17 protein-coding genes and 1 riboswitch are annotated in these 17,791 nt (G+C 72.3%); of the genes, 8 read left to right on the forward strand and 9 right to left on the reverse strand.

Features of this window, described 5'->3' with window-relative positions; translation table 11 throughout:
• Nucleotides 1-19: 19 nt before the first annotated feature.
• The 4 genes from pknB to thiO all read right to left on the reverse strand — a co-directional run bounded on the left by pknB (nt 20) and on the right by thiO (nt 4,304).
• The gene (gene pknB, locus ABZV77_RS40260) at nt 20-1,978 is read right to left on the reverse strand and encodes a Stk1 family PASTA domain-containing Ser/Thr kinase (RefSeq protein WP_356267942.1); all 1,959 of its coding nucleotides are present in this window, start codon (nt 1,976-1,978) and stop codon (nt 20-22) included.
• Nucleotides 1,979-2,079: 101 nt separating this feature from the next.
• Nucleotides 2,080-2,874: a thiazole synthase gene (locus ABZV77_RS40265; protein WP_356267944.1), complete on the reverse strand. Its 795-nt coding sequence runs from the start codon at nt 2,872-2,874 to the stop codon at nt 2,080-2,082.
• 6 nt (nt 2,875-2,880) lie between these two features.
• Nucleotides 2,881-3,093 carry a sulfur carrier protein ThiS gene (thiS, locus tag ABZV77_RS40270; RefSeq protein WP_055570174.1) on the reverse strand — a complete coding sequence of 71 codons (213 nt, stop codon included), beginning with the start codon at nt 3,091-3,093 and terminating at the stop codon, nt 2,881-2,883.
• Nucleotides 3,090-4,304, reverse strand: a complete 1,215-nt coding sequence (gene thiO / locus ABZV77_RS40275) for a glycine oxidase ThiO (RefSeq protein ID WP_356267946.1) — start codon at nt 4,302-4,304, stop codon at nt 3,090-3,092. The genes thiS and thiO overlap by 4 nt, the downstream gene beginning before the upstream one ends.
• A riboswitch (TPP riboswitch) is annotated at nt 4,302-4,415 on the reverse strand. It overlaps the preceding gene by 3 nt.
• Before the next feature lie 217 nt (nt 4,416-4,632).
• Between thiO and ABZV77_RS40280 the strand changes: the two genes are divergently transcribed.
• From ABZV77_RS40280 to ABZV77_RS40300, 5 genes are all read left to right on the forward strand, one after another.
• Entirely contained in the window at nt 4,633-5,796 is a 1,164-nt protein-coding gene (locus ABZV77_RS40280) for an FAD-dependent oxidoreductase (protein ID WP_356267976.1), read from the forward strand.
• 98 nt (nt 5,797-5,894) lie between these two features.
• Nucleotides 5,895-6,260: an Rv2175c family DNA-binding protein gene (locus ABZV77_RS40285; RefSeq protein WP_356267948.1), complete on the forward strand. Its 366-nt coding sequence runs from the start codon at nt 5,895-5,897 to the stop codon at nt 6,258-6,260.
• Between the two features lie 97 nt (nt 6,261-6,357).
• Nucleotides 6,358-7,014, forward strand: a complete 657-nt coding sequence (gene thiE, locus ABZV77_RS40290; RefSeq protein ID WP_356267950.1) for a thiamine phosphate synthase — start codon at nt 6,358-6,360, stop codon at nt 7,012-7,014.
• Nucleotides 7,015-7,117: 103 nt separating this feature from the next.
• Nucleotides 7,118-8,035, forward strand: a complete 918-nt coding sequence (gene metF / locus ABZV77_RS40295) for a methylenetetrahydrofolate reductase [NAD(P)H] (RefSeq protein WP_356267952.1) — start codon at nt 7,118-7,120, stop codon at nt 8,033-8,035.
• A gap of 54 nt (nt 8,036-8,089) precedes the next feature.
• Entirely contained in the window at nt 8,090-8,971 is an 882-nt protein-coding gene (locus tag ABZV77_RS40300; RefSeq protein WP_356267954.1) for a hypothetical protein, read from the forward strand.
• 43 nt (nt 8,972-9,014) lie between these two features.
• On the opposite strand, the gene ABZV77_RS40305 is transcribed toward ABZV77_RS40300, so the two are convergent.
• From ABZV77_RS40305 to ABZV77_RS40325, 5 genes are all read right to left on the reverse strand, one after another.
• The gene (locus ABZV77_RS40305; protein ID WP_356267956.1) at nt 9,015-10,514 is read right to left on the reverse strand and encodes an NAD(P)/FAD-dependent oxidoreductase; all 1,500 of its coding nucleotides are present in this window, start codon (nt 10,512-10,514) and stop codon (nt 9,015-9,017) included.
• A 63-nt stretch (nt 10,515-10,577) separates the two neighbouring features.
• A complete protein-coding gene (locus ABZV77_RS40310; RefSeq protein ID WP_356267958.1) occupies nt 10,578-11,192 on the reverse strand; it encodes a DUF4126 domain-containing protein in 615 nt (204 codons plus the stop codon).
• Nucleotides 11,193-11,822: 630 nt separating this feature from the next.
• Nucleotides 11,823-12,443, reverse strand: coding sequence for a TetR/AcrR family transcriptional regulator (locus ABZV77_RS40315; protein WP_356267960.1), 621 nt, complete (start codon nt 12,441-12,443; stop codon nt 11,823-11,825).
• 47 nt (nt 12,444-12,490) lie between these two features.
• A complete protein-coding gene (locus ABZV77_RS40320) occupies nt 12,491-14,575 on the reverse strand; it encodes a YhgE/Pip domain-containing protein (RefSeq protein WP_356267962.1) in 2,085 nt (694 codons plus the stop codon).
• Nucleotides 14,547-15,359: an ATP-binding cassette domain-containing protein gene (locus ABZV77_RS40325; protein ID WP_356267964.1), complete on the reverse strand. Its 813-nt coding sequence runs from the start codon at nt 15,357-15,359 to the stop codon at nt 14,547-14,549. The genes ABZV77_RS40320 and ABZV77_RS40325 overlap by 29 nt, the downstream gene beginning before the upstream one ends.
• Nucleotides 15,360-15,519: 160 nt before the next feature.
• On the opposite strand from ABZV77_RS40325, the gene ABZV77_RS40330 reads away from it, so the two are divergent.
• The 3 genes from ABZV77_RS40330 (at nt 15,520) to ABZV77_RS40340 (ending at nt 17,633) form a co-directional block, all read left to right on the forward strand.
• Nucleotides 15,520-16,068 carry an SAV_6107 family HEPN domain-containing protein gene (locus ABZV77_RS40330; protein ID WP_356267966.1) on the forward strand — a complete coding sequence of 183 codons (549 nt, stop codon included), beginning with the start codon at nt 15,520-15,522 and terminating at the stop codon, nt 16,066-16,068.
• A 96-nt stretch (nt 16,069-16,164) separates the two neighbouring features.
• On the forward strand, nt 16,165-16,944 hold the full coding sequence (locus ABZV77_RS40335) for a methyltransferase (protein WP_356267968.1): 780 nt from the start codon (nt 16,165-16,167) through the stop codon (nt 16,942-16,944).
• A 275-nt stretch (nt 16,945-17,219) separates the two neighbouring features.
• Nucleotides 17,220-17,633 (forward strand): DUF3040 domain-containing protein, encoded by a 414-nt coding sequence (locus ABZV77_RS40340; RefSeq protein ID WP_356267970.1) that lies wholly within the window; start codon nt 17,220-17,222, stop codon nt 17,631-17,633.
• Nucleotides 17,634-17,791 lie beyond the last annotated feature (158 nt).

A 17,791-nucleotide genomic window follows, 5' to 3' on the forward strand; every position in this document is an offset into this window, starting at 1 on the left:
GGGTCCCCGGGCGGGAGGCTCAGCGGATCGTGATGGTGATCGTCGAATTCTTGGGAGCGGTGTCGCCGCCGTCCACCGACTGCTTCTTGACGGTGTCCCCGAAGATGCCGAGCAGGCCGCGGTCCTCGTCGACCTCGAAGCCCGCTCCCTCCAGCTTCTCCGTGGCCTCGTCGACGCTCATGCCGGTGACGTCGGGGACCTCGATCATCGGCGGGCCCTTGGAGATCGTCAGCTCGACCGTGTCACCCTCGGCGATCGTCTTGTCCGCGACGGGCGACTGCGCGGCGACATCGCCCTTGTCCTCGTCGGAGTTGACCCGCGACGGCGCGATCTCGACCTTCAGGCCCGCGTCCTCGAGGTCGGCGGTGGCGTCCTCCTCGGACTCGCCCGTCACGTCGGGGACCTCGACCGGGCGGCCCTTGCTGACGACCAGGGCGACGGCCGAGCCCGCCTTGCGGGTGAAGCCCGCCCGCGGGTCCGTGCTGATCACGGAGCCCTTGTCGATGTCCTCGTTGAAGCTCTTGGTGACCATGCCCGGTTCGAGTCCGGAGTTCTCCAGCTCCTTCTTCGCCTTGGCCAGCGGGATGTTCTTGACGTCCGGGACCTTCACGGTCTCCGGGCCCAGCGAGATGGTCAGGGTCACCCCGTCGTTCTGCCGGATGCGGGCGCCCGGCGCGGGGTCCGTGTTCATCACCGTGCCGCGCTTGTCCGTGTCGCTGTAGGTGCGCTTGATGCCCTTCACGTCGAGCCCGGCGTCGTCCAGCCGCTGCTTCGCCTGCGCTTCGGTCTTCGCCAGGAGCGGCGGGACCTTCGTGAACTGGCCCGAGTTGATGTACCAGACGCCGGTGCCGATGCCGAGGGCGAGCAGGACGCCGGCTATGACCACGAGGGTGCGGCGGCGCGGGTCGAACCGCCTGCGGGAGGCGCGGGCGGGGGCGGGCGGAGCGGGCGGGCCGGGGGGCGGAGTCGCCAGGATGCTGGTGCGGTTCAGCGCGTCCTGGCCGCCCTGCTCGCCGTCGGTGGGCAGCGGGAGCTGGACGGGGCGCGCCGCGCGCGGGATCACGCTCGTGCGGTCCTCGGAGCCGTCCTGCGCCGCCGCGTGCGCCTGCGGCGGCACCGCGTCGAGCTGCGCCTCGGTCAGGGTGGCCCGCGCCTCCCTGAGCTGGGCGAGGAGCGCCACCGCGTCGTACGGACGGATGTCGGGGATGCGCGCCGTGGCGGAGGCGACCAGCTCGTCGAGGGCGAAGGCGAGCCCGGGGACGGCCGCCGACGGGGGCGGCACGTCCTCGTTGAGGTGCTGGTAGAGGACCTGGGCGGGGGAGTTCCCGGAGTGCGGCTTGGCGCCGGTCAGCATTTCGTAGAGCACGACCCCGCAGGCGTACACGTCCACGCGGGTGTCCGCCGTGCCGTGCTCGATCTGCTCGGGGGCGAGGTAGGAGACGGTGCCGAGGACGGTGCCCGTCGTGTTCGTGACGGTGTCCACCGCGCGGACGAGCCCGAAGTCGGCGACCTTCACCCGGCCGTCGTCCCCTATGAGGACGTTCTCCGGCTTCATGTCGCGGTGCACGAACCCGGCGCGGTGCGCGGCGCCGAGCGCGGCGAGGACCGGCTCCAGGATGTCGAGCGCGGCGCGCGGCTGCAGGGCCCCGCGATCGCGCAGGACGTCGCGCAGGGTGCAGCCCGCGATGTACTCCATCGCGAGGTAGACGTACGACCCGTCCGTGCCCTGGTCGAAGACGCCGACCACGTTCGGATGCGAGAGGCGGGCCACCGACTTGGCCTCGCGGATGAACCGGTCGACGAAGGAGGCGTCGGCCGCCAGCGTCGGGTGCATCACCTTGAGCGCGAGCACGCGGTCGAGGCGGGTGTCCACGGCCCGGTAGACCGTGGCCATCCCGCCGACCGCGATGCGCCCGTCGATGCGGTAACGGCTGTCGAGCAGCTGCCCGACGAGCGGGTCCTGAAGGGTCGTGTCCACGCAGGGGAGTCTACGAGCCGCCACGGACACCTCGTCCCGGGCGGGCGCCCCCACGCCCGGACTGCAGCCGAGCTGTAACAGGCGGAGCCCCCGGGGGGTACTCAGAACGCGGGGCGCTCCGGGTCGAGGCGCGGCATGCCCTCGGCGGGCGACGACGCCTCGGCGAAGTGCCGTCGCGGAATCCGCCCCGCCCGGTGCGCCAGGCGTCCGGCCTCGACCCCGTGCCGCATGGCCTCGGCCATCAGGACCGGCTCCTGCGCCCGCGTCACCGCGGAGGCGAGCATCACGCCCGCGCACCCCAGCTCCATCGCGATCGCCGCGTCGGATGCCGTGCCCGCGCCCGCGTCGAGGATCACCGGCACGCGCGCGTGCTCCACGATCAGCTGGAAGTTGTGCGGATTGCGGATACCGAGCCCGGAGCCGATGGGCGAGCCGAGCGGCATGATCGCCGCGCAGCCCACGTCCTCCAGCTTCCGCGCGAGCACCGGGTCGTCGTTCGTGTAGGGCAGGACCGTGAAGCCGTCGTCCACCAGGGTCTCGGCGGCGTCCAGGAGCTCGACCGGATCGGGCAGCAGGGTGCGCTCGTCGGCGATCACCTCCAGCTTCACCAGGTCGGTGCCGAGCGCCTCACGCGCGAGCCGGGCGGTGAGGACCGCCTCGCCCGCAGTGAAGCAGCCCGCGGTGTTGGGCAGGACGCGGATGCCGAGCCGGTCGAGCACGGAGAGCACCGAGCCCTGGACGCCCGGGTCGAGCCTGCGCATCGCGACGGTGGTCAGCTCCGTGCCGGACGCGACGAGGGACCGCTCCAGGATGTCGAGGCTCGGCGCCCCGCCCGTGCCCATGATCAGGCGCGAGGAGAGGGTGAGCCCGCCGATGACGAAGGGGTCGTCTGCCATGGTCGTTCAGCCTCCCTGGACGGCGGTGAGTACTTCGACGCGGTCGCCCGCGGAGAGCGCCGTGGTGGGCCACTGCGCGCGCGGGACGACGGTTTCGTTGAGGGCGGCGGCGACACCGGAGTGCGCCGAGGAGAGGGTGGCCACGAGGGCGTCGAGCGTGGTGCCCGAGGCCACATCGCGCTCTTCCCCATTGACGGAAACGGCGAAAGGCGTGCTCATGCGGGCTGCTCCGTGACGTGCTGGGTGCGGGGCGGGGCGAGGGTTTCGGGGGTGGCGCCGTCGAAGCGGCGCGGGGTGAACGGGAGTGCCTCTTCGGGGAGTTCACCCGTGGTCAGGGCATGCGCCATGACGTCACCCGTGACGGGCGTCAGCAGGACGCCGTTGCGGTGGTGCCCGGTGGCCAGGTGGAGTCCGGCGAGCCGCGTGGGGCCGAGCATCGGCGCGTTGTCGGGAGAGCCCGGGCGCAGTCCCGCGCAGGTCTCGGTCAGGGGCAGCTCGGTGATGCCGGGCACGAGTTCGTGCGCGTCCCGCAGGAGTTCGTACACGCCGCCCGCGGTGACCGTGGTGTCCCAGCCGAGCTCCTCGCTGGTCGCGCCCACGACGAGCTCGCCGTTCTCGCGCGGCACGAGGTAGACGTGGCTGCCGCGCACCACGGCCCGCACGGTGCGGCTCAGGAACGGCGCGTACGGCTTCGGCACCGTCAGCCGCAGCACCTGGCCCTTCACGGGCCGCACGGGCGGCAGGACGTCGTCGGGGACGCCCGCGAGGCGCCCGCTGAGGCTGCCCGCCGCCAGCACGGTCAGGTCCGCGCCCAGCTCGGTGCCGTCCGCGAGGACGACGCCGCGCGCCCGGTCCCGTACGACCGAGAGGCGCTCGGCCATGGCGCGGTGGAAGACCACACCGGCCCGCTCGCAGGCCACCACGAGCGCCCCCGCGAGCCGCCGCGGGTCGATCTGGTGGTCGCCGTCGACCCGCAGCCCGCCGCGTACGCCCGGCGCGAGCATCGGCTCAAGACGGCGGCACTCGCGGCCGGTCAGCCACTCGGACGCGAGGCCGGACCGGCGCTGCAGGTCGTGCAGTTCGCGCAGGTGGGCGCGGTCGTCGGAGTCCAGCGCGACGGCGAGCGTGCCGCACGCGCGGTAGCCGAGGTCGTGCCCGGTCGCCTCGGCCAGTTCGGCGGCGAAGGCGGGGTAGCGGCGGGCGGATTCGACGTTGAGGCCGAGCAGGGTCTGCTCGCCGTAGTGCAGTTCGGTGACGGCGGCCAGCATGCCCGCCGCGACCTGGGCGGCGCCGCCGCCGGGAGCGGGGTCCACGACCGCCACGGACAGTCCGCGCCCGGCGGCCCGCCAGGCCGTGACCAGGCCGATGATGCCGCCTCCGACGACCAGGACGTCAGAGGCGGCGGATGGTGGTGTCGTACGTGAATGCATGGGCGTCCAGCCCCTCCCTTCGCCGGCATGACCCGGATCAGGTTCGTACGGTCGGAGGCCGTCCCAGCCTCCCTCTCAGCCCGGTGCGTCCGGGCTCCCGCGAGTGCTCTGCACGGGCCACCCTAGCCCGTCGCTTCGTGCGGCAGTAGGGGAGCTGTCCGGGTATGGGCGGTGACGTTGTGTCAGAGATCTCCCCGACCACATCTGAGGGCGCCCTCGACAACCGCCCTAGAGTGATCGGGTGAGCGAGCAGCAGAGGCAGAGCGAGCAGCAGCAGCGCGGGAAGCCGCGACAGGCGGAGCGCCACGTCGTCATCGTCGGCGCGGGGATGGCCGGGGTGCAGACCGCGGTGGCCCTGCGCGAACAGGGTTTCGCGGGCTCGGTCACCCTCGTAGGGGCCGAGCCGCACCAGCCCTACGACAGGCCGCCGCTGTCCAAGGCGGTACTGCTCGGCAAGGCGGAGGGATCGGCCTTCGACATCGACTTCGAGGCGCTCGGCATCGAGCTGAGCCTGGGCCGCGACGTCACCGGGGTGCGCCCCGACGCCCATGAGTTGGACACCGCCGACGGCCCACTCCGGTACGACGTCCTGGTCCTGGCGACCGGCGCCGAACCGATTCGGCTGCCCGGCACCGAAGGCGTCCCCGGGGTCCACCTCCTGCGCACCCTGGACGACGCCGAGCGGCTGCGCCCGGTGCTCGCGGCGCAGCACGACGTGGTGGTCGTCGGGGCGGGCTGGATCGGCGCGGAGTTCGCGACGGCCGCGCGCGAGGCGGGCTGTTCCGTCACCGTCGTCGAGGCCGCGGGACGACCGCTCGCGGGGGCGCTGCCGGAGGAGGTCGCGGCCCCCATGGCGGGCTGGTACGCGGACTCCGGAGCGGTGCTGCGCACCCACGCGCGCGTGGAGAGCGTCGAACCCGGCGTCGTCGTCCTGTCCGACGGGACCAGGCTGCCCGCGGGCGCCGTCGTCGTCGGCATCGGGGCGCGGCCCGCGACGGGCTGGCTCGCGGGCTCCGGCATCGAGCTGGGCAGCAACCGCGAGGTCGTGGCCGACGAGGGCCTGCGCACCTCGGCGCCCGATGTGTACGCGGTCGGCGACTGCTCCTCCTTCCCCTCGGGCCGGTACGGCGAGCGGCTGCTCGTGCACCACTGGGACAACGCCCTCCAGGGGCCGCGCACGGTGGCGGCGAACATCATCGGCGAGACGCCCGCCGCGTACGACCCCGTGCCGTACTTCTGGTCGGAGCAGTTCGGCCGCTTCGTGCAGTACGCGGGTCACCATGCCGGGGCGGACGAGATGGTGTGGCGGGGCGACCCCGGCGGCATGGCCTGGTCGGTGTGCTGGCTGCGGGACGGCGCCCTGGTCGCGGTCCTCGCCGTGGGCCGCCCCAGGGACCTGGCCCAGGGCCGCAAGCTGATCGAGTCGGCCGCACGGCTGGATCCCACGCTGACGGCGGATCCGTCGGTGCCGCTCAAGAAGGCGGTTCTGTAGCGGGGCGGCAAGGCCGTTCTGTAGCAGGACGACAAGGCCGTTCCGTAGCGGGACGACGCCATCCGGTGCGGGCCGCCTGCCAGAGATACGCTGGACCCGTGACCGAGATTGACGCAAAGACTGATGCTCTCGTCCCCGACTGGCTGCACCTCCCCGACATCGCGGAGATGCTGGAGATCGAGGTGACCCGCGTGCGCCAGCTGGTCAAGGAGGGCCAGCTGATCGCTGTGCGCCGCGGTGAGAACCGTGCGCTCCAGGTGCCGGCCGCCTTCATCGACGGCGACAAGGTCGTCAAGGGCCTCGCAGGCACCCTGACGCTCCTGAGGGACGACGGCTTCTCCGACGAAGAGATGCTCGAGTGGCTCTTCACCCCCGACCCGACCCTGCCCGGCACCCCCGCGCAGGCGCTGAGCGAGAATCGCGGCACGGAGGTGAAGCGCCGCGCCCAGGCGCTCGCCGTCTGAGCAGGCGCAAGGCCGTTTGACCTGAACACATCGTCCGGCGTGCGGGCCGCGTGACACCACGCGGCCCGCACGCCACCGACAACGGGGGGACTTCTCCATGGCCGCCGACCACCGCGACCGGCTCGCCGACGCCCGGCTCTACCTGTGCACGGACGCCCGCAGGAGCCAGGGGGACCTCCCCGAGTTCCTCGACGCCGTCCTCGCGGGCGGCGTCGACATCGTGCAGCTGCGCGACAAGGGCATGGAGGCCGCTGAAGAGCTCGAGCACCTCCAGGTCTTCGCGGACGCCGCCCGGCGGCACGGCAAGCTCCTCGCGGTGAACGACCGCGCGGACGTCGCCCACGCCATCGGCGCCGACGTGCTGCACCTCGGCCAGGGCGACCTGCCGGTCCCCGCGGCCCGCGCCATCCTCGGCGGCCGCGACGACGTGCTGATCGGCCGCTCCACCCACGCCGAGTCGGAGGCCGCCGCGGCCGCCGTCCAGGAGGGTGTGGACTACTTCTGCACGGGCCCGTGCTGGCCCACGCCGACCAAGCCGGGCCGCCACGCCCCGGGCCTCGACCTGGTCCGTTACACGGCCTCGCTGGGCACGGACCGCCCCTGGTTCGCCATCGGCGGCATCGACGCGGACAACCTCGACGAGGTGCTCGAGGCAGGCGCACGGCGCGTCGTCGTCGTGCGGGCGATCACCGAGGCGGACGACCCGGGCGCGGCCGCGGCCGAGTTCGCGAAGCGGCTTCGTACGTCTGTGTGAGCAACAGCCCGGGAGTGTCCGATCCGTGGACAAGAAACCGGCAAACCGGCCAAAACTCCAGGGTCCGGTTGGGTGACCGCCACGGCCTGGCTAACCTGCCCATATGGCCCTAGGCACAGCTTCGACCAGGACTGACCGCGCACGCACCGTGCGCGACATGCTCGCGACCGGTAAGACGACGTTCTCGTTCGAGTTCTCCGCGCCGAAAACCCCGAAGGGGGAGCGGAACCTCTGGAACGCGCTGCGCAGGGTCGAGGCGGCCGCCCCGGACTTCGTCTCCGTGACCTACGGAGCGGGTGGTTCCACGCGCACCGGCACGGTCAAGGAGACCCAGCAGATCGTCGCCGACACGACGCTGACGCCCGTCGCGCACCTGACCGCGGTCGACCACTCCGTGGCCGAGCTGCGCAACATCATCGGGCAGTACGCGGACGCGGGCATCAGGAACATGCTCGCGGTCCGCGGCGACCCGCCCGGCGACCCGCTCGGCGACTGGATCGCGCACCCCGAGGGCCTCACCTACGCCGCCGAGCTGGTCGAACTCATCAAGGAGTCCGGCGACTTCTGCGTGGGCGTCGCCGCCTTCCCCGCGATGCACCCGCGCTCGCCCGACTGGGAGTCCGACACCCGGCACTTCATCGACAAGTGCCGGGCCGGCGCGGACTACGCGATCACGCAGATGTTCTTCGACCCCGAGGAGTACCTGCGGCTGCGCGACCGCGTCGAGGCGGCAGGCTGCGAGACGCCGATCATCCCCGAGATGATGCCGGTCACCAACGTCCGCCAGCTCGACCGGTTGCCCCAGCTCAGCAACGCCGTGTTCCCGCCCGAGCTGAAAGAGCGGATCCTCGCGGTCAAAGACGATCCAGCCGCTGTACGCTCCATTGGCATCGAGTTCGCGACGGAGTTCTGCGCGCGGTTGCTGGCCGAAGGTGTGCCGGGACTGCACTTCATCACGCTCAACAACTCCACGGCGACGCTGGAAATCTACGAAAATCTGGGCCTGCACCACCAGGCCTGAATCGGCCGTACCCGTACCCGTACCAGCGGGCGGCCGCAGGGGAGAGGGGCGTACATGGGCTGGACGGTCCTCTACATCGCGTTCGGATTCGTCGCGCTGTGGCTGCTCGGCGAGGTGCTGCTGCAGTACAAGGCCAGGCTGCGCTGGCGCCTGCTGGCCTTCGGCGGCTTCCTCGGTGTCGTCGTCGGGGTGCTGATCCCGTCGGTGTGGATCATCGGGCTCGGCGCCATCGCCTTCGCCACGGGCCAGACGTACGTGACGCTGTCGTTCCGCAAGGGCTTCTCCACCGGCTGGGCGCTCGGCGGGCAGCCGGGCCTGAGCAAGCGCCGCAGGGCGCCGCGGCGGGGCGCCGCGAAGGAGCCGACGCTGCAGGTCTCCGACCTGGAATACGAAGAGGTCCCGCCGCCGCCCGCGCACGGCCCTGACGTCCCCGCGCACGACCCGGACCTCCCCGCGGGCGGGGTGTACGCGCCCGAACCCATGCCCGACGACACCGGCCAGTACGGCGTGTACAGCGACGCGCCTTACGCCCCGCCCACCGCGGGCGACGCCCACCAGAGCGAGGGCTACGGCTACGACGCGGCGGCCTACGCGGGCTACGACCAGCAGAACTACGGATACGACGAGACCGGCCAGCAGCAGTACGCCGCGTACTCCGACCCGTACATCGGCACGCAGACCTACGGCGCCCGGCAGAGCTACGACACCTACGGCGACCAGCAGCAGTACGCCCCCTACGGAGGCGACACCTACGGCGGCGGGCTCGGCGGGACGTACCAGGACACCCCGCCCGGCGGCGTCTGGGTGCCCCAGCAGCGCACCACCGACGAGCCGTACAGCGGTGAACTCCCGCCGGAGCAGCCCTACCCCTACCAGGGCGGCCACGCGGGGGACTACGACGGCTCGGGCTACAACGAGCAGCAGTACCGCTACTGAGCCACGTACCGCCACTGAGCCATCGCGGGGCCCGGCGGGGCGGTCACCGGGAGCCGCGGAACTCCGGGCCCTCGACGATCAGCCCCGCGACCAGCGTGCCCGACATGCCCGCGTGGGGCAGGCCGCCGCCGGGGTGGGCCCAGCCGCCGACCGCGAACAGTCCCGGCAGCCGGGTGCTGTTGGACGGCTGCAGGAGCTTCCCGTCGGCCGCGGCGAGCGCCGGGGCGGGGACGGCGCCGCCGTCGGCTCCGGTGGCCTCCGCGACGTCGGCCGGGGTGCGGACCTCGTGCCACAGCAGACGGCTCCGCAGCTCCGGGACCACGGCCTCGGCGCGGGCGATCACCCGCTCCACGTCCTCCGCCGTGACCTCCAGGTGCGCGGGCACCGTCGCCGTGAGCGTCACCGCCTCGTGCGCGGCGTCCGGCGTCAGCTCCGGGTCGTCGGGGCGGAGCACCGCGAGCGTGGGGGAGAGGGGCAGTCCGGGCCGCTCGCCGAAGAGGCGGTCGAGCTCGTCCTGGCGGTCGGCGGAGTGCAGCACCGTGCGCAGGGGGGCGCCTTCGGGGCGCGCGCCGGACAGGGCCAGGAGGACCGTCAGGCGGCTGGGCAGGCCGGAACGCGCCGGGACGTCACCCTCCGCCCGTATGTTCACACCGGGCAGCATGGCGTCCAGGGCTGTGGGCGCGACGCCCGCGACCACGAAGTCCGCCTCCGCGGTGGTGCCGTCCGCGAGCTCCACGCCCGCCGCCCGGCCGTCCTTCTCGACGATCCGCGTCACCGCAGCGCCGAACACGAATTCGACCCGCCGGGCCACGCACCGCTCGTGCACCGCGCGGGCCAGGGCGTGCATGCCGCCCCGCGCCGACCAGGTGCCGAACGTCTGCTCCAGGTAGGGCAGGACCGCGGCGCTCGCCGGGGCCGTGCGGGGATCCAGGCCGTGTGCGAGCGCGAACTGCTCCAGGAGCGCTATCAGGCGCGCGTCACCGCCCAGCTCCAGCTCGCCGACCTCGCTGAGCGTGGCCGCGCGGCGCTCGCGGCGCAGCAGGCGCTTGAGCGGCACCGAGGGATAGGGCTCGCGGTCGGCGAGCACCTCCCAGTTCGGCCAGAGGGGCTCTTCCAGGAGGGGGCGGCGGGTGCGGTCCCAGGCCTCCCTCGCACGGTTCATGAACGCCGACCAGCGGGCGCCCGCGCCCGCGCCGAGGGCCGTGTCCAGGGCCTCGCCCACGCCCGCACGCGAGGCGTTCGGCAGGTCAGCCGTGGTGCCGTCCGCGAAGACATGGCGCACGGCGGGCTCCACCTGGGACAGCTCGACGCACTTCTCCAGGGGCTCCTTGCCCGTCTTGACGAACAAGTCGCGATAGACCGCGGGGAGGAGGAGCAGCCCCGGTCCGGTGTCGAAGGCGAAGCCGTCCCGCTCGACGCGGCCCACCGCGCCGCCGAACGTCTGCCCGCGCTCGTACACCACCACCCGGTGTCCCGCGACGGCCAGCCGGGCCGCCGCCGACATCGCGCCGAGACCTGCGCCGATCACCACAATCCGTGCCATGCCAGGGACTTTATCGGCAGCCACTGACAGTCACGCCGCGACCCCGGTCCGGGCGGGGCACGCTCAGGGCGGCGGCGCCCCCGTGCGGCCCGCGAGCTGCTTCTCCTCGCGCCGCTGGGCCCTGCGCCGCAGGAACCGGCGGATCCGCGAGACGAGGAAGAACATCAGGAACAGGCCGATCACCAGCAGCACGGCCGCGATCACCGCCGCGGCCTCCGGATAGAACATCGCGAAGCTGATGAGGCCGCCGACCCCGAGGTCCTCGGCCGTGCTCATCACGAAGTTGCTGAACGGCTCGGGCGAGGTGTTGATCGCCATCCGCGTGCCGGACTTCACCGCATGGCTGGCCAGCGCGGTCGACCCGCCCACGGCGCCCGCCGCCAGGTCGGAGAGAGACCCGCTCTGGCCCGCGAGCAGCGCCCCCACCACGGCGCCGGACACCGGCCGGATCACGGTGTGCACCGTGTCCCAGACCGAGTCGACGTACGGGATCTTGTCGGCGACGGCCTCGCAGAGGAAGAGCACTCCGGCCGCGATCAGCACATCGGGCCGCTGGAGCGCCTCGGGCACCTCGTCGCTGACACCGGTCGCTCCGAAGATGCCGAGCAGCAGGACAACGGCGTACGCGTTGATCCCGCTCGCCCAGCCGCTGGTGAACACCAGGGGGAGCACCGACACTATGCCTCCCACCTGCGACTTCGCAGTCTGTTAGCTCGGGTGCTGAGGTGGCGTCATGCAGCCATGGCCACATCCAACACCGAAACGGCGGTGTCCACAGTGCCAGGAGTCAGATGGCCGTACGTGTCCGCCCTCAGAAGCACTGGGCACCAAAGCCTGCGGCCAGAACCATCTGCCTGTTCATGGCGCGGAGTAAAGCACCAAGGACCTATGGCCCCACCCCACCAGGCCCAAGGGCCCCGCTTGTTCCCGCACGTGAGCAGGCACGGCACAGCGAATGACCGGATCGGCCTGGGGATGAGCACGGGTGTCTGAGTATCCGTACCTAGTGAGTGAGATGAGTACGCGCGCGGATGGGCCCCCACCTGCGGAGACGGAAGAGTGTGGGGCACGGAGAAGGGCGCAGCGCCGGTACCGCCGACACGGGGCGGCGGAACGGCGCCGCGCCCTTGGCCGCTCGCCCCCGCCACACGGCGGGAGCGAGGTACGGGGGTGACTCGGGGGGACGACCATACGGGGGTTGCACGGGGGTTACGGGGGGACGAAGAAAGCGCCGGTGCGGTGCCGCCTGGGAACAGGGGGCACCGCACCGGCGCCTTTTGCCGTGCCGCGGAAACCGGAAACGCAGGGCTACGCGCGCGTGCCGCTGACCCGGCCCTGCAGCAGCCGCGACAGCGCCGCATGGACGTCGTCGAGCGAGCGCTCCGGCTGGAAGGCCTGCCAGTCGAGCGCGGCGACCAGCACCATGCCGACGAGTGCGGCGGCCGTCAGCGGGATGTCGATCTCCTCGCTGAGCTCGCCGCTCTCCACCCCGGCCCGCAGCACGTCCTCGACCACCGCGACGGCCTGCTGCCTGACCACCAGCAGGGTGGACTGCCAGGCCCGGTTGGTCCGCCACAGCTCGGCGACGTAGAGCTGGGTGAAGGCCGGGTAGCGGTTGATGAAGACCAGGCCCGCCCGGATCATCGCGTCGAGGGCGTCGACCTTGCGGCCGCCGCTCCTCGCCGCCTCCTCGGAGGCCTCCTTCAGGGAGGCGGTGAGCAGGCCGACGCCGTGCCGCAGCAGCTCTTCGAAGAGGACCGATTTGCTCGCGAAGTTGTAGTAGACGGTGCCCTTCGCGACTCCGGCCCGCTCGGCGATCTCGTCGACCGTCGTGGCCGAGAAGCCCTGTTCCGCGATGAGGGTGACGGCGGCTTCGTAGAGCTTCTGCCGGGTCGCCTCGCGGCGGGTGCTGCCTGCACTGCTGTCCATGGGCCTGATTCTCACAGGTTCCGCAGGCCGTCCCCGCTCCGCCGTGCTCACAGGCTCAGCTCCGGGTGCAGCCGGTCGAGGGTCCACACCTGCTTGCGGTGCGCGGAGAGCGCCGTGAGCGCGAGGGCGCCCACGGTGAACGCCGTCAGCACCGCGCAGCCCTGCCAGACGGGACCGAGGCCGCCGCCCGTGATCAGTCTCCGGAGCGCCTCGACGACGTAACTCATCGGCAGGAAGGGGTGGATCGCACTGAAGAAGCCGGGGCTGGTCTGAACGGGGTAGGTGCCGCCCGCCGACGTCAGCTGCAGCATCAGCACGGCGAGGACGAGGATCCGTCCGGCCGCTCCGAAGCGGGCGTTGAGCCACTGCACGATCGCCGCGAAGCACGCCGTCACCAGGCAGAGGAAGCCCACCGTCCCCGCCGCCCGCGCCATCTGCAGGCCGAGGCCCCAGTGCAGGACGGAGAGCAGGGCCGCGGTCTGGAGGACCCCCAGGGCGGCCACCGGGAGCCAGCCCGCCAGCGCGATGCGCCATGCGGAGGCGCCCGCGGCGAGCGCGCGCCGGTTGAGCGGCTGGATCAGCATGTACGCCACCATCGCGCCGACCCACAGGGACAGCGGGATGAAGTACGGGGCGAATCCCGTGCCGTAGTTGGGCGCCTTGTGCATCGACTGGGAGGCGAGCTGCACGGGGTCGGCCATGACGCCGGTGCGCTCGTCGCGGTCCTTCTTGTCGTAGTCCGGGATCTTCTTGACGCCGTCGTGCAGCCCGCCGGACAGCTTCCCGGAGCCGTCGGCCAGCTTGAACATGCCGCCCTTGAGGTCGTTCGCGCCCGTCTCCAGCTTGCCGATGCCCTCGTCGAGGTCCCCGGCGCCGGTCTTGGCGGTGCCGAGGCCCGTGTGGATCTTCGTGGCGCCCTTGGCGACCTTGCCCGCGCCCTTGTTGAGGTCGTTGATCTGCGTGACGGCGCTGTTCAGGTCCTCGTCGAGGTGCGGGGCGCGGTCGGCGAGCGCCTGCGACTTCTTCTCCAGCGTGGCCAGGTGCTTGTCGAGCTGCTTGACGTCGCTGTTCTGGTCCTTGACCACGGTGTTCATGTCGTCCGCGATGGCCGACACGTTCTCCGCGGACTTCTTGGCGTCCTTGAACTTCGCGCAGTGCGGGTCCGGGACCGGGGCCTTCTCGCACTGCTGGGTGTAGAACTCGCCGATGATCCGGGAGGCGTCCTTGGCGCCCTCGGCCGCCCCGGGGGCCAGCTTCACCCAGGTGGACAGGTGGTGGCGCATCGCCTTGGAGGAGTCGGCGACGAGCTGTGCCGTGTCCCCGATCGTCTTGCCGTTGTCCTTCAGGAAGGGCCGCACCTGGTCCGCCGTGCCGTTGACCTTGTCGGCCAGCTGCTGCGTACCGTCCGCGACCTTCTTCGAGCCGACCTCCAGGTCGCCCGCACCCTTGTGGAGCTTCTTGATGCCCCCGGCCAGGTCGCCGCTGCCGTCCTTGGCGTCCCCCAGGCCGTTCGCGAGGTCCTTGGAGCCCTTCTCGGCCTTGCCGATGCCGCTGTCCAGCCGGTCGGCGCCGTCGGCGGCCTTCTTCGTCGCCCCGTGGATGTCGGAGAACGAGATGAAGATCTTGTCGAGGAAGGAGCGCGAGGCCTTCGTGGACGCGGCGGAGCGCACCTCGGAGAAGACCGTCCGCGAGATCTGCCCGACGATGTAGTTGTTGGCGTCGTTCGTGCGGACCTTCAGGGCGCCCGTCTCCGGAGAGTCCCCCGAACTCGACGCGATGCGCTTGCTGAAGTCCGTGGGCATCGTCAGGGACAGGTAGTACGTGCCGTCCTCGACGCCCTTGCGCGCCTCGGCGTCACTCACCTCGTGCCACTCGAAGGTGTTGCTGTCGCGCAGCCCTTCGACGATGTTGTCGCCCGCCGCGAGCTTCTTGCCCTGCGCGGAGGCCCCCTTGTCGTCGTTGACGAGCGCCACGGGGATGCGGTCGAGGCGGCCGTAGGGATCCCAGAAGGACCACAGGTACAGGGCGCCGTACAGCAGGGGCAGCAGCAGGAGCGCGACGAGCGCGGCACGCGGCAGCTTCCCCCTGCCGAAGCGCCTGAGCTCAAGCGCGGCGAGCTTCGGCGAGCGCATCCGCCGTCTCCTTGTCCTCGTCGGTGCGTTCGTCGGTGCCTTCGTTGGTGTGTGCTTCGTCGGTGTGCGCTTCGGGGCGGGGGCCGGTGCGGACCACGACCGCGCCCTGGGGCGCCTCGCTGCACACCGCCACGACGGTCGTCCCGCCGTCCGTGAGGGACTTCAACATGCCCCAGGCCTCGGCCCGTTCGACGTCGGAGAGCTTCAGGTCGGTGTCGTCGACGCCGAGCACGCGCGGTCGTCCGACCAGGGCAAGCGCCACGGAGAGCCGCAGCGCCTCGAGCCTCTCCAGGTCGCGCACGGCGGTCCGCCGCCCCTTGGGCAGCGTCTCCATGTCGAGCCCGACGGCGGCCAGCGCGGTGTCGATGCGCAGCCGCGTCTCGTTCACCCGCTCGCTGCGGGGCCGCAGGAGCCCGCGCAGCGAACCGCCGAACCGCCGCTCCAGGAGCGCCCGTTCCCGCAGGTGCTCGGCGACGGTCAGGGCCGGGTCGAGATCGGTGACGCCGGGCACCGGCCCGAGTCCGCTGATCCTGCGCACCGCGGCCAGCTGCTTGGGCAGGCGGAAGCGGCCCACGGACGCGTGGCCCTCGGTGGCGCGCATCCGCCCCGTGAGCGCCAGCAGCAGACAGGTCCTGCCCGACCCCGAAGGGCCCTCCAGCGCGATCAGCGCCCCGGGCTCCGCCTTGATCCCGATGCCGCGGAACGCCCAGCCCCGCGGCCCCTTGAGCCCGAAGTCCTCGGCGGTGACGGCGGCTCCGCGCGCGCCGTCGGTCGGACCGTCCACAGTCCCCCCTGCCCCTTCTTTTGAACTGACTGGTCAGTTCAAAAGTAAGCCCGAACCCTCGATCGAGGCAAAGTCCCAGGTCAGAGCCGATTGTCAGTGGCGTACTCCACGATGAGCACATACGGCCACTGCGCCGTCACACGACGACAGGAGGTTCGTCATGGCCAGCACTTCCGCAGCAGCCGCCCACCGGCACCGCGCCGTCGGCCCTGCTCCCTCACTGACCGGCCCGGCGAGCGATGTCCACCCCGTCCTGCGCCGCGCGACCGCCCCGCCCGCCGCTCTCGAACTGCTCGCCCAGGCCCGCGCCGGAATCGACGAAGCCGCGCACCTGGAAGCACCGCACGAGCGCTATGCCACCGCCCACCTCGCCGCCCTGCGCACCGCGGCCGCCGTGCTGGCCGCGCGGGGCTGCCCGGAGACGAGCCCGCGCCGCAGGCAGCGCATCCGCAGCGCCTGGGAAGTCCTCCCCGAGATAGCCCCCGAACTGACCGAGTGGAGCGCCCTGTTCGCCTCCGGCGCCGCCCGCAGGGCCCGAGCCGAGGCGGGCATAGCGGCGGCCGCCACCACCCGCGACGCCGACGACCTCCTTCGCGACGTGGCGATGTTCCTGCGCATCGTCGAGCGGATGCTCGTGCTCCAGCCCGTGCTGCCCCAGCCCCGGCAGGAGTCGCAGGACGCGGGAAGGGAGCCGCCGGACGCGGGCTGACCGGCGCGTCCGCACGGTGGGACACATGGCCTTGGCACCACGGCGCAGGCAATAGGGTGGAGGTATCCGCACCCCCGCGCCGAGGAGTCAACTGCCGTGTCGGACCCGATGCGCCCCCGCGCTTCTCTTCGTACCGCCGTGGTCTGGGACGTCCTGAAAGACGCCCTCGACCGCCGGGTCAAGGTCACCGGCCGGGAGTCGCGCACCGAACTGGACGTGCTCGACACCGGCGGCGGCAGCGGCAACTTCGCGGTGCCGGTCGCCCGTCTCGGCCACCGCGTCACGGTCGTCGACCCGAGTCCGAACGCGCTGTTCGCGCTGGAGCGCCGGGCCGCCGAGGCCGGCGTCGCCGACCGGGTGCGCGGCGTCCAGGGCGACGTGCTCGGGCTCTTCGACGTCGTCGAGCGAGGCGGCTTCGACGCGGTCCTGTGCCACGGCGTCCTGGAGTACGTGGACGACCCGGCCGAGGGCGTGCGCCTGGCCGTCGACGCGCTGCGTCCCGCCGGTGTCCTCAGCCTGCTCGGGGCGGGCCTCGGCGGCGCCGTGCTCGCCCGGGCCCTCGCCGGGCACTTCAAGGAGGCGCAGACCGCGCTCACCGACCCGGCGGGCCGCTGGGGCACGGGTGACCCCGTGCCGCGGCGCTTCACCGCCGAGCAGCTCACCGAGCTGGTCGAGGCCGCGGGCGTGCGCGTCGACGCGGTGCACGGCGTCCGGGTCTTCGCCGACCTGGTCCCCGGCGTCCTCGTGGACACCGAGCCGGGCGCCCTGGAGGCCCTTCTCCAGCTGGAGGCCGCGGCCGCGGAGCTGCCCGCTTTCCATGCCGTGGCCACGCAGCTGCACGTGCTCGGTGAGGCGCGAGAGGCGTCCGAGGCCTGAGGTGCTCCCGCGGTTCACCGGCTGATCAGGGACGCAGCCGCACATGGAGTACGCCACAGGCCCCCCGAACGGGCTACGGGCGCCGTATGATCGAGGGACACCGTTCTGCATGACGGTTCGGCCGCTGGGGAATGCACGCTTCAGCGAGCCGGAGCGGAGTGCAGGTCCGGTTTGGCGAAGTTGGCGCAGAGGGGCGGGTTTCACGGGGGCGATTCCCTGCCTATCCTGAAGGGGACCCCCGGTCGCCCCGGCGACTGCACGATGAGGAGGACTCCGTGCCGCTCTCGGAGCACGAGCAGCGCATGCTCGAGCAAATGGAGCGAGCGCTGTACGCCGAAGATCCCAAGTTCGCGACAGCGCTTGAGGGAAGCGGGCTGCGCACGTACACCCGGAAGCGGGTCTACCAAGCGGTCGTGGGCTTCCTTGTGGGCATCGCCCTTCTCATGGCCGGAATGGTCGCCCAGCAGATCTGGATCAGCGTGGTGGGGTTCCTCGTCATGCTGGGCTGCGCGGTGCTCGCCGTCACCGGTTGGCGCAAGGCGCCGAAGCCGGGCGAACAGCCTTCGGGCGCGGCCGCCGCACCAGGCGGACAGGCGTCCCCACGGCAGGCGAGGCAGCGCCGCTCCGTCATGAACCGCATCGAGCAGCGGTGGCAGCGTCGCCGCGACGAACAACAGGGCGGCCAGTGAACCGAGCGGTTCGCTGCTGACCCGAACAGACGAATGCATGTGTGAGGGGTGGCCGCCCGATCGGGCGGCCACCCCCCACCGCCGCATCGCCCCGGCGCCCCCAACCCCGCGCGGGGGGAGATGCGAGACGCGGACGAACGGCCCGGGCCCCGCCCCCC

Origin of the sequence: Streptomyces sp. NPDC004732, from assembly GCF_040609235.1 — a bacterium.
Classification (GTDB): domain Bacteria; phylum Actinomycetota; class Actinomycetes; order Streptomycetales; family Streptomycetaceae; genus Streptomyces.

Excerpts from the sequence above, each read along its gene's own strand:
- ABZV77_RS40330 (WP_356267966.1), top strand. The coding sequence starts at position 15,520 with ATGGCCAGCACTTCCGCAGCAGCCGCCCACCGGCACCGCGCCGTCGGC.
- thiO (WP_356267946.1), bottom strand. The coding sequence starts at position 4,304 with ATGCATTCACGTACGACACCACCATCCGCCGCCTCTGACGTCCTGGTC.
- ABZV77_RS40265 (WP_356267944.1), bottom strand. The coding sequence starts at position 2,874 with ATGGCAGACGACCCCTTCGTCATCGGCGGGCTCACCCTCTCCTCGCGC.
- thiE (WP_356267950.1), top strand. The coding sequence starts at position 6,358 with ATGGCCGCCGACCACCGCGACCGGCTCGCCGACGCCCGGCTCTACCTG.
- thiS (WP_055570174.1), bottom strand. The coding sequence starts at position 3,093 with ATGAGCACGCCTTTCGCCGTTTCCGTCAATGGGGAAGAGCGCGATGTG.
- ABZV77_RS40280 (WP_356267976.1), top strand. The coding sequence starts at position 4,633 with ATGGCCGGGGTGCAGACCGCGGTGGCCCTGCGCGAACAGGGTTTCGCG.
- ABZV77_RS40320 (WP_356267962.1), bottom strand. The coding sequence starts at position 14,575 with ATGCGCTCGCCGAAGCTCGCCGCGCTTGAGCTCAGGCGCTTCGGCAGG.
- metF (WP_356267952.1), top strand. The coding sequence starts at position 7,118 with ATGGCCCTAGGCACAGCTTCGACCAGGACTGACCGCGCACGCACCGTG.
- ABZV77_RS40305 (WP_356267956.1), bottom strand. The coding sequence starts at position 10,514 with ATGGCACGGATTGTGGTGATCGGCGCAGGTCTCGGCGCGATGTCGGCG.
- ABZV77_RS40300 (WP_356267954.1), top strand. The coding sequence starts at position 8,090 with ATGGGCTGGACGGTCCTCTACATCGCGTTCGGATTCGTCGCGCTGTGG.
- ABZV77_RS40315 (WP_356267960.1), bottom strand. The coding sequence starts at position 12,443 with ATGGACAGCAGTGCAGGCAGCACCCGCCGCGAGGCGACCCGGCAGAAG.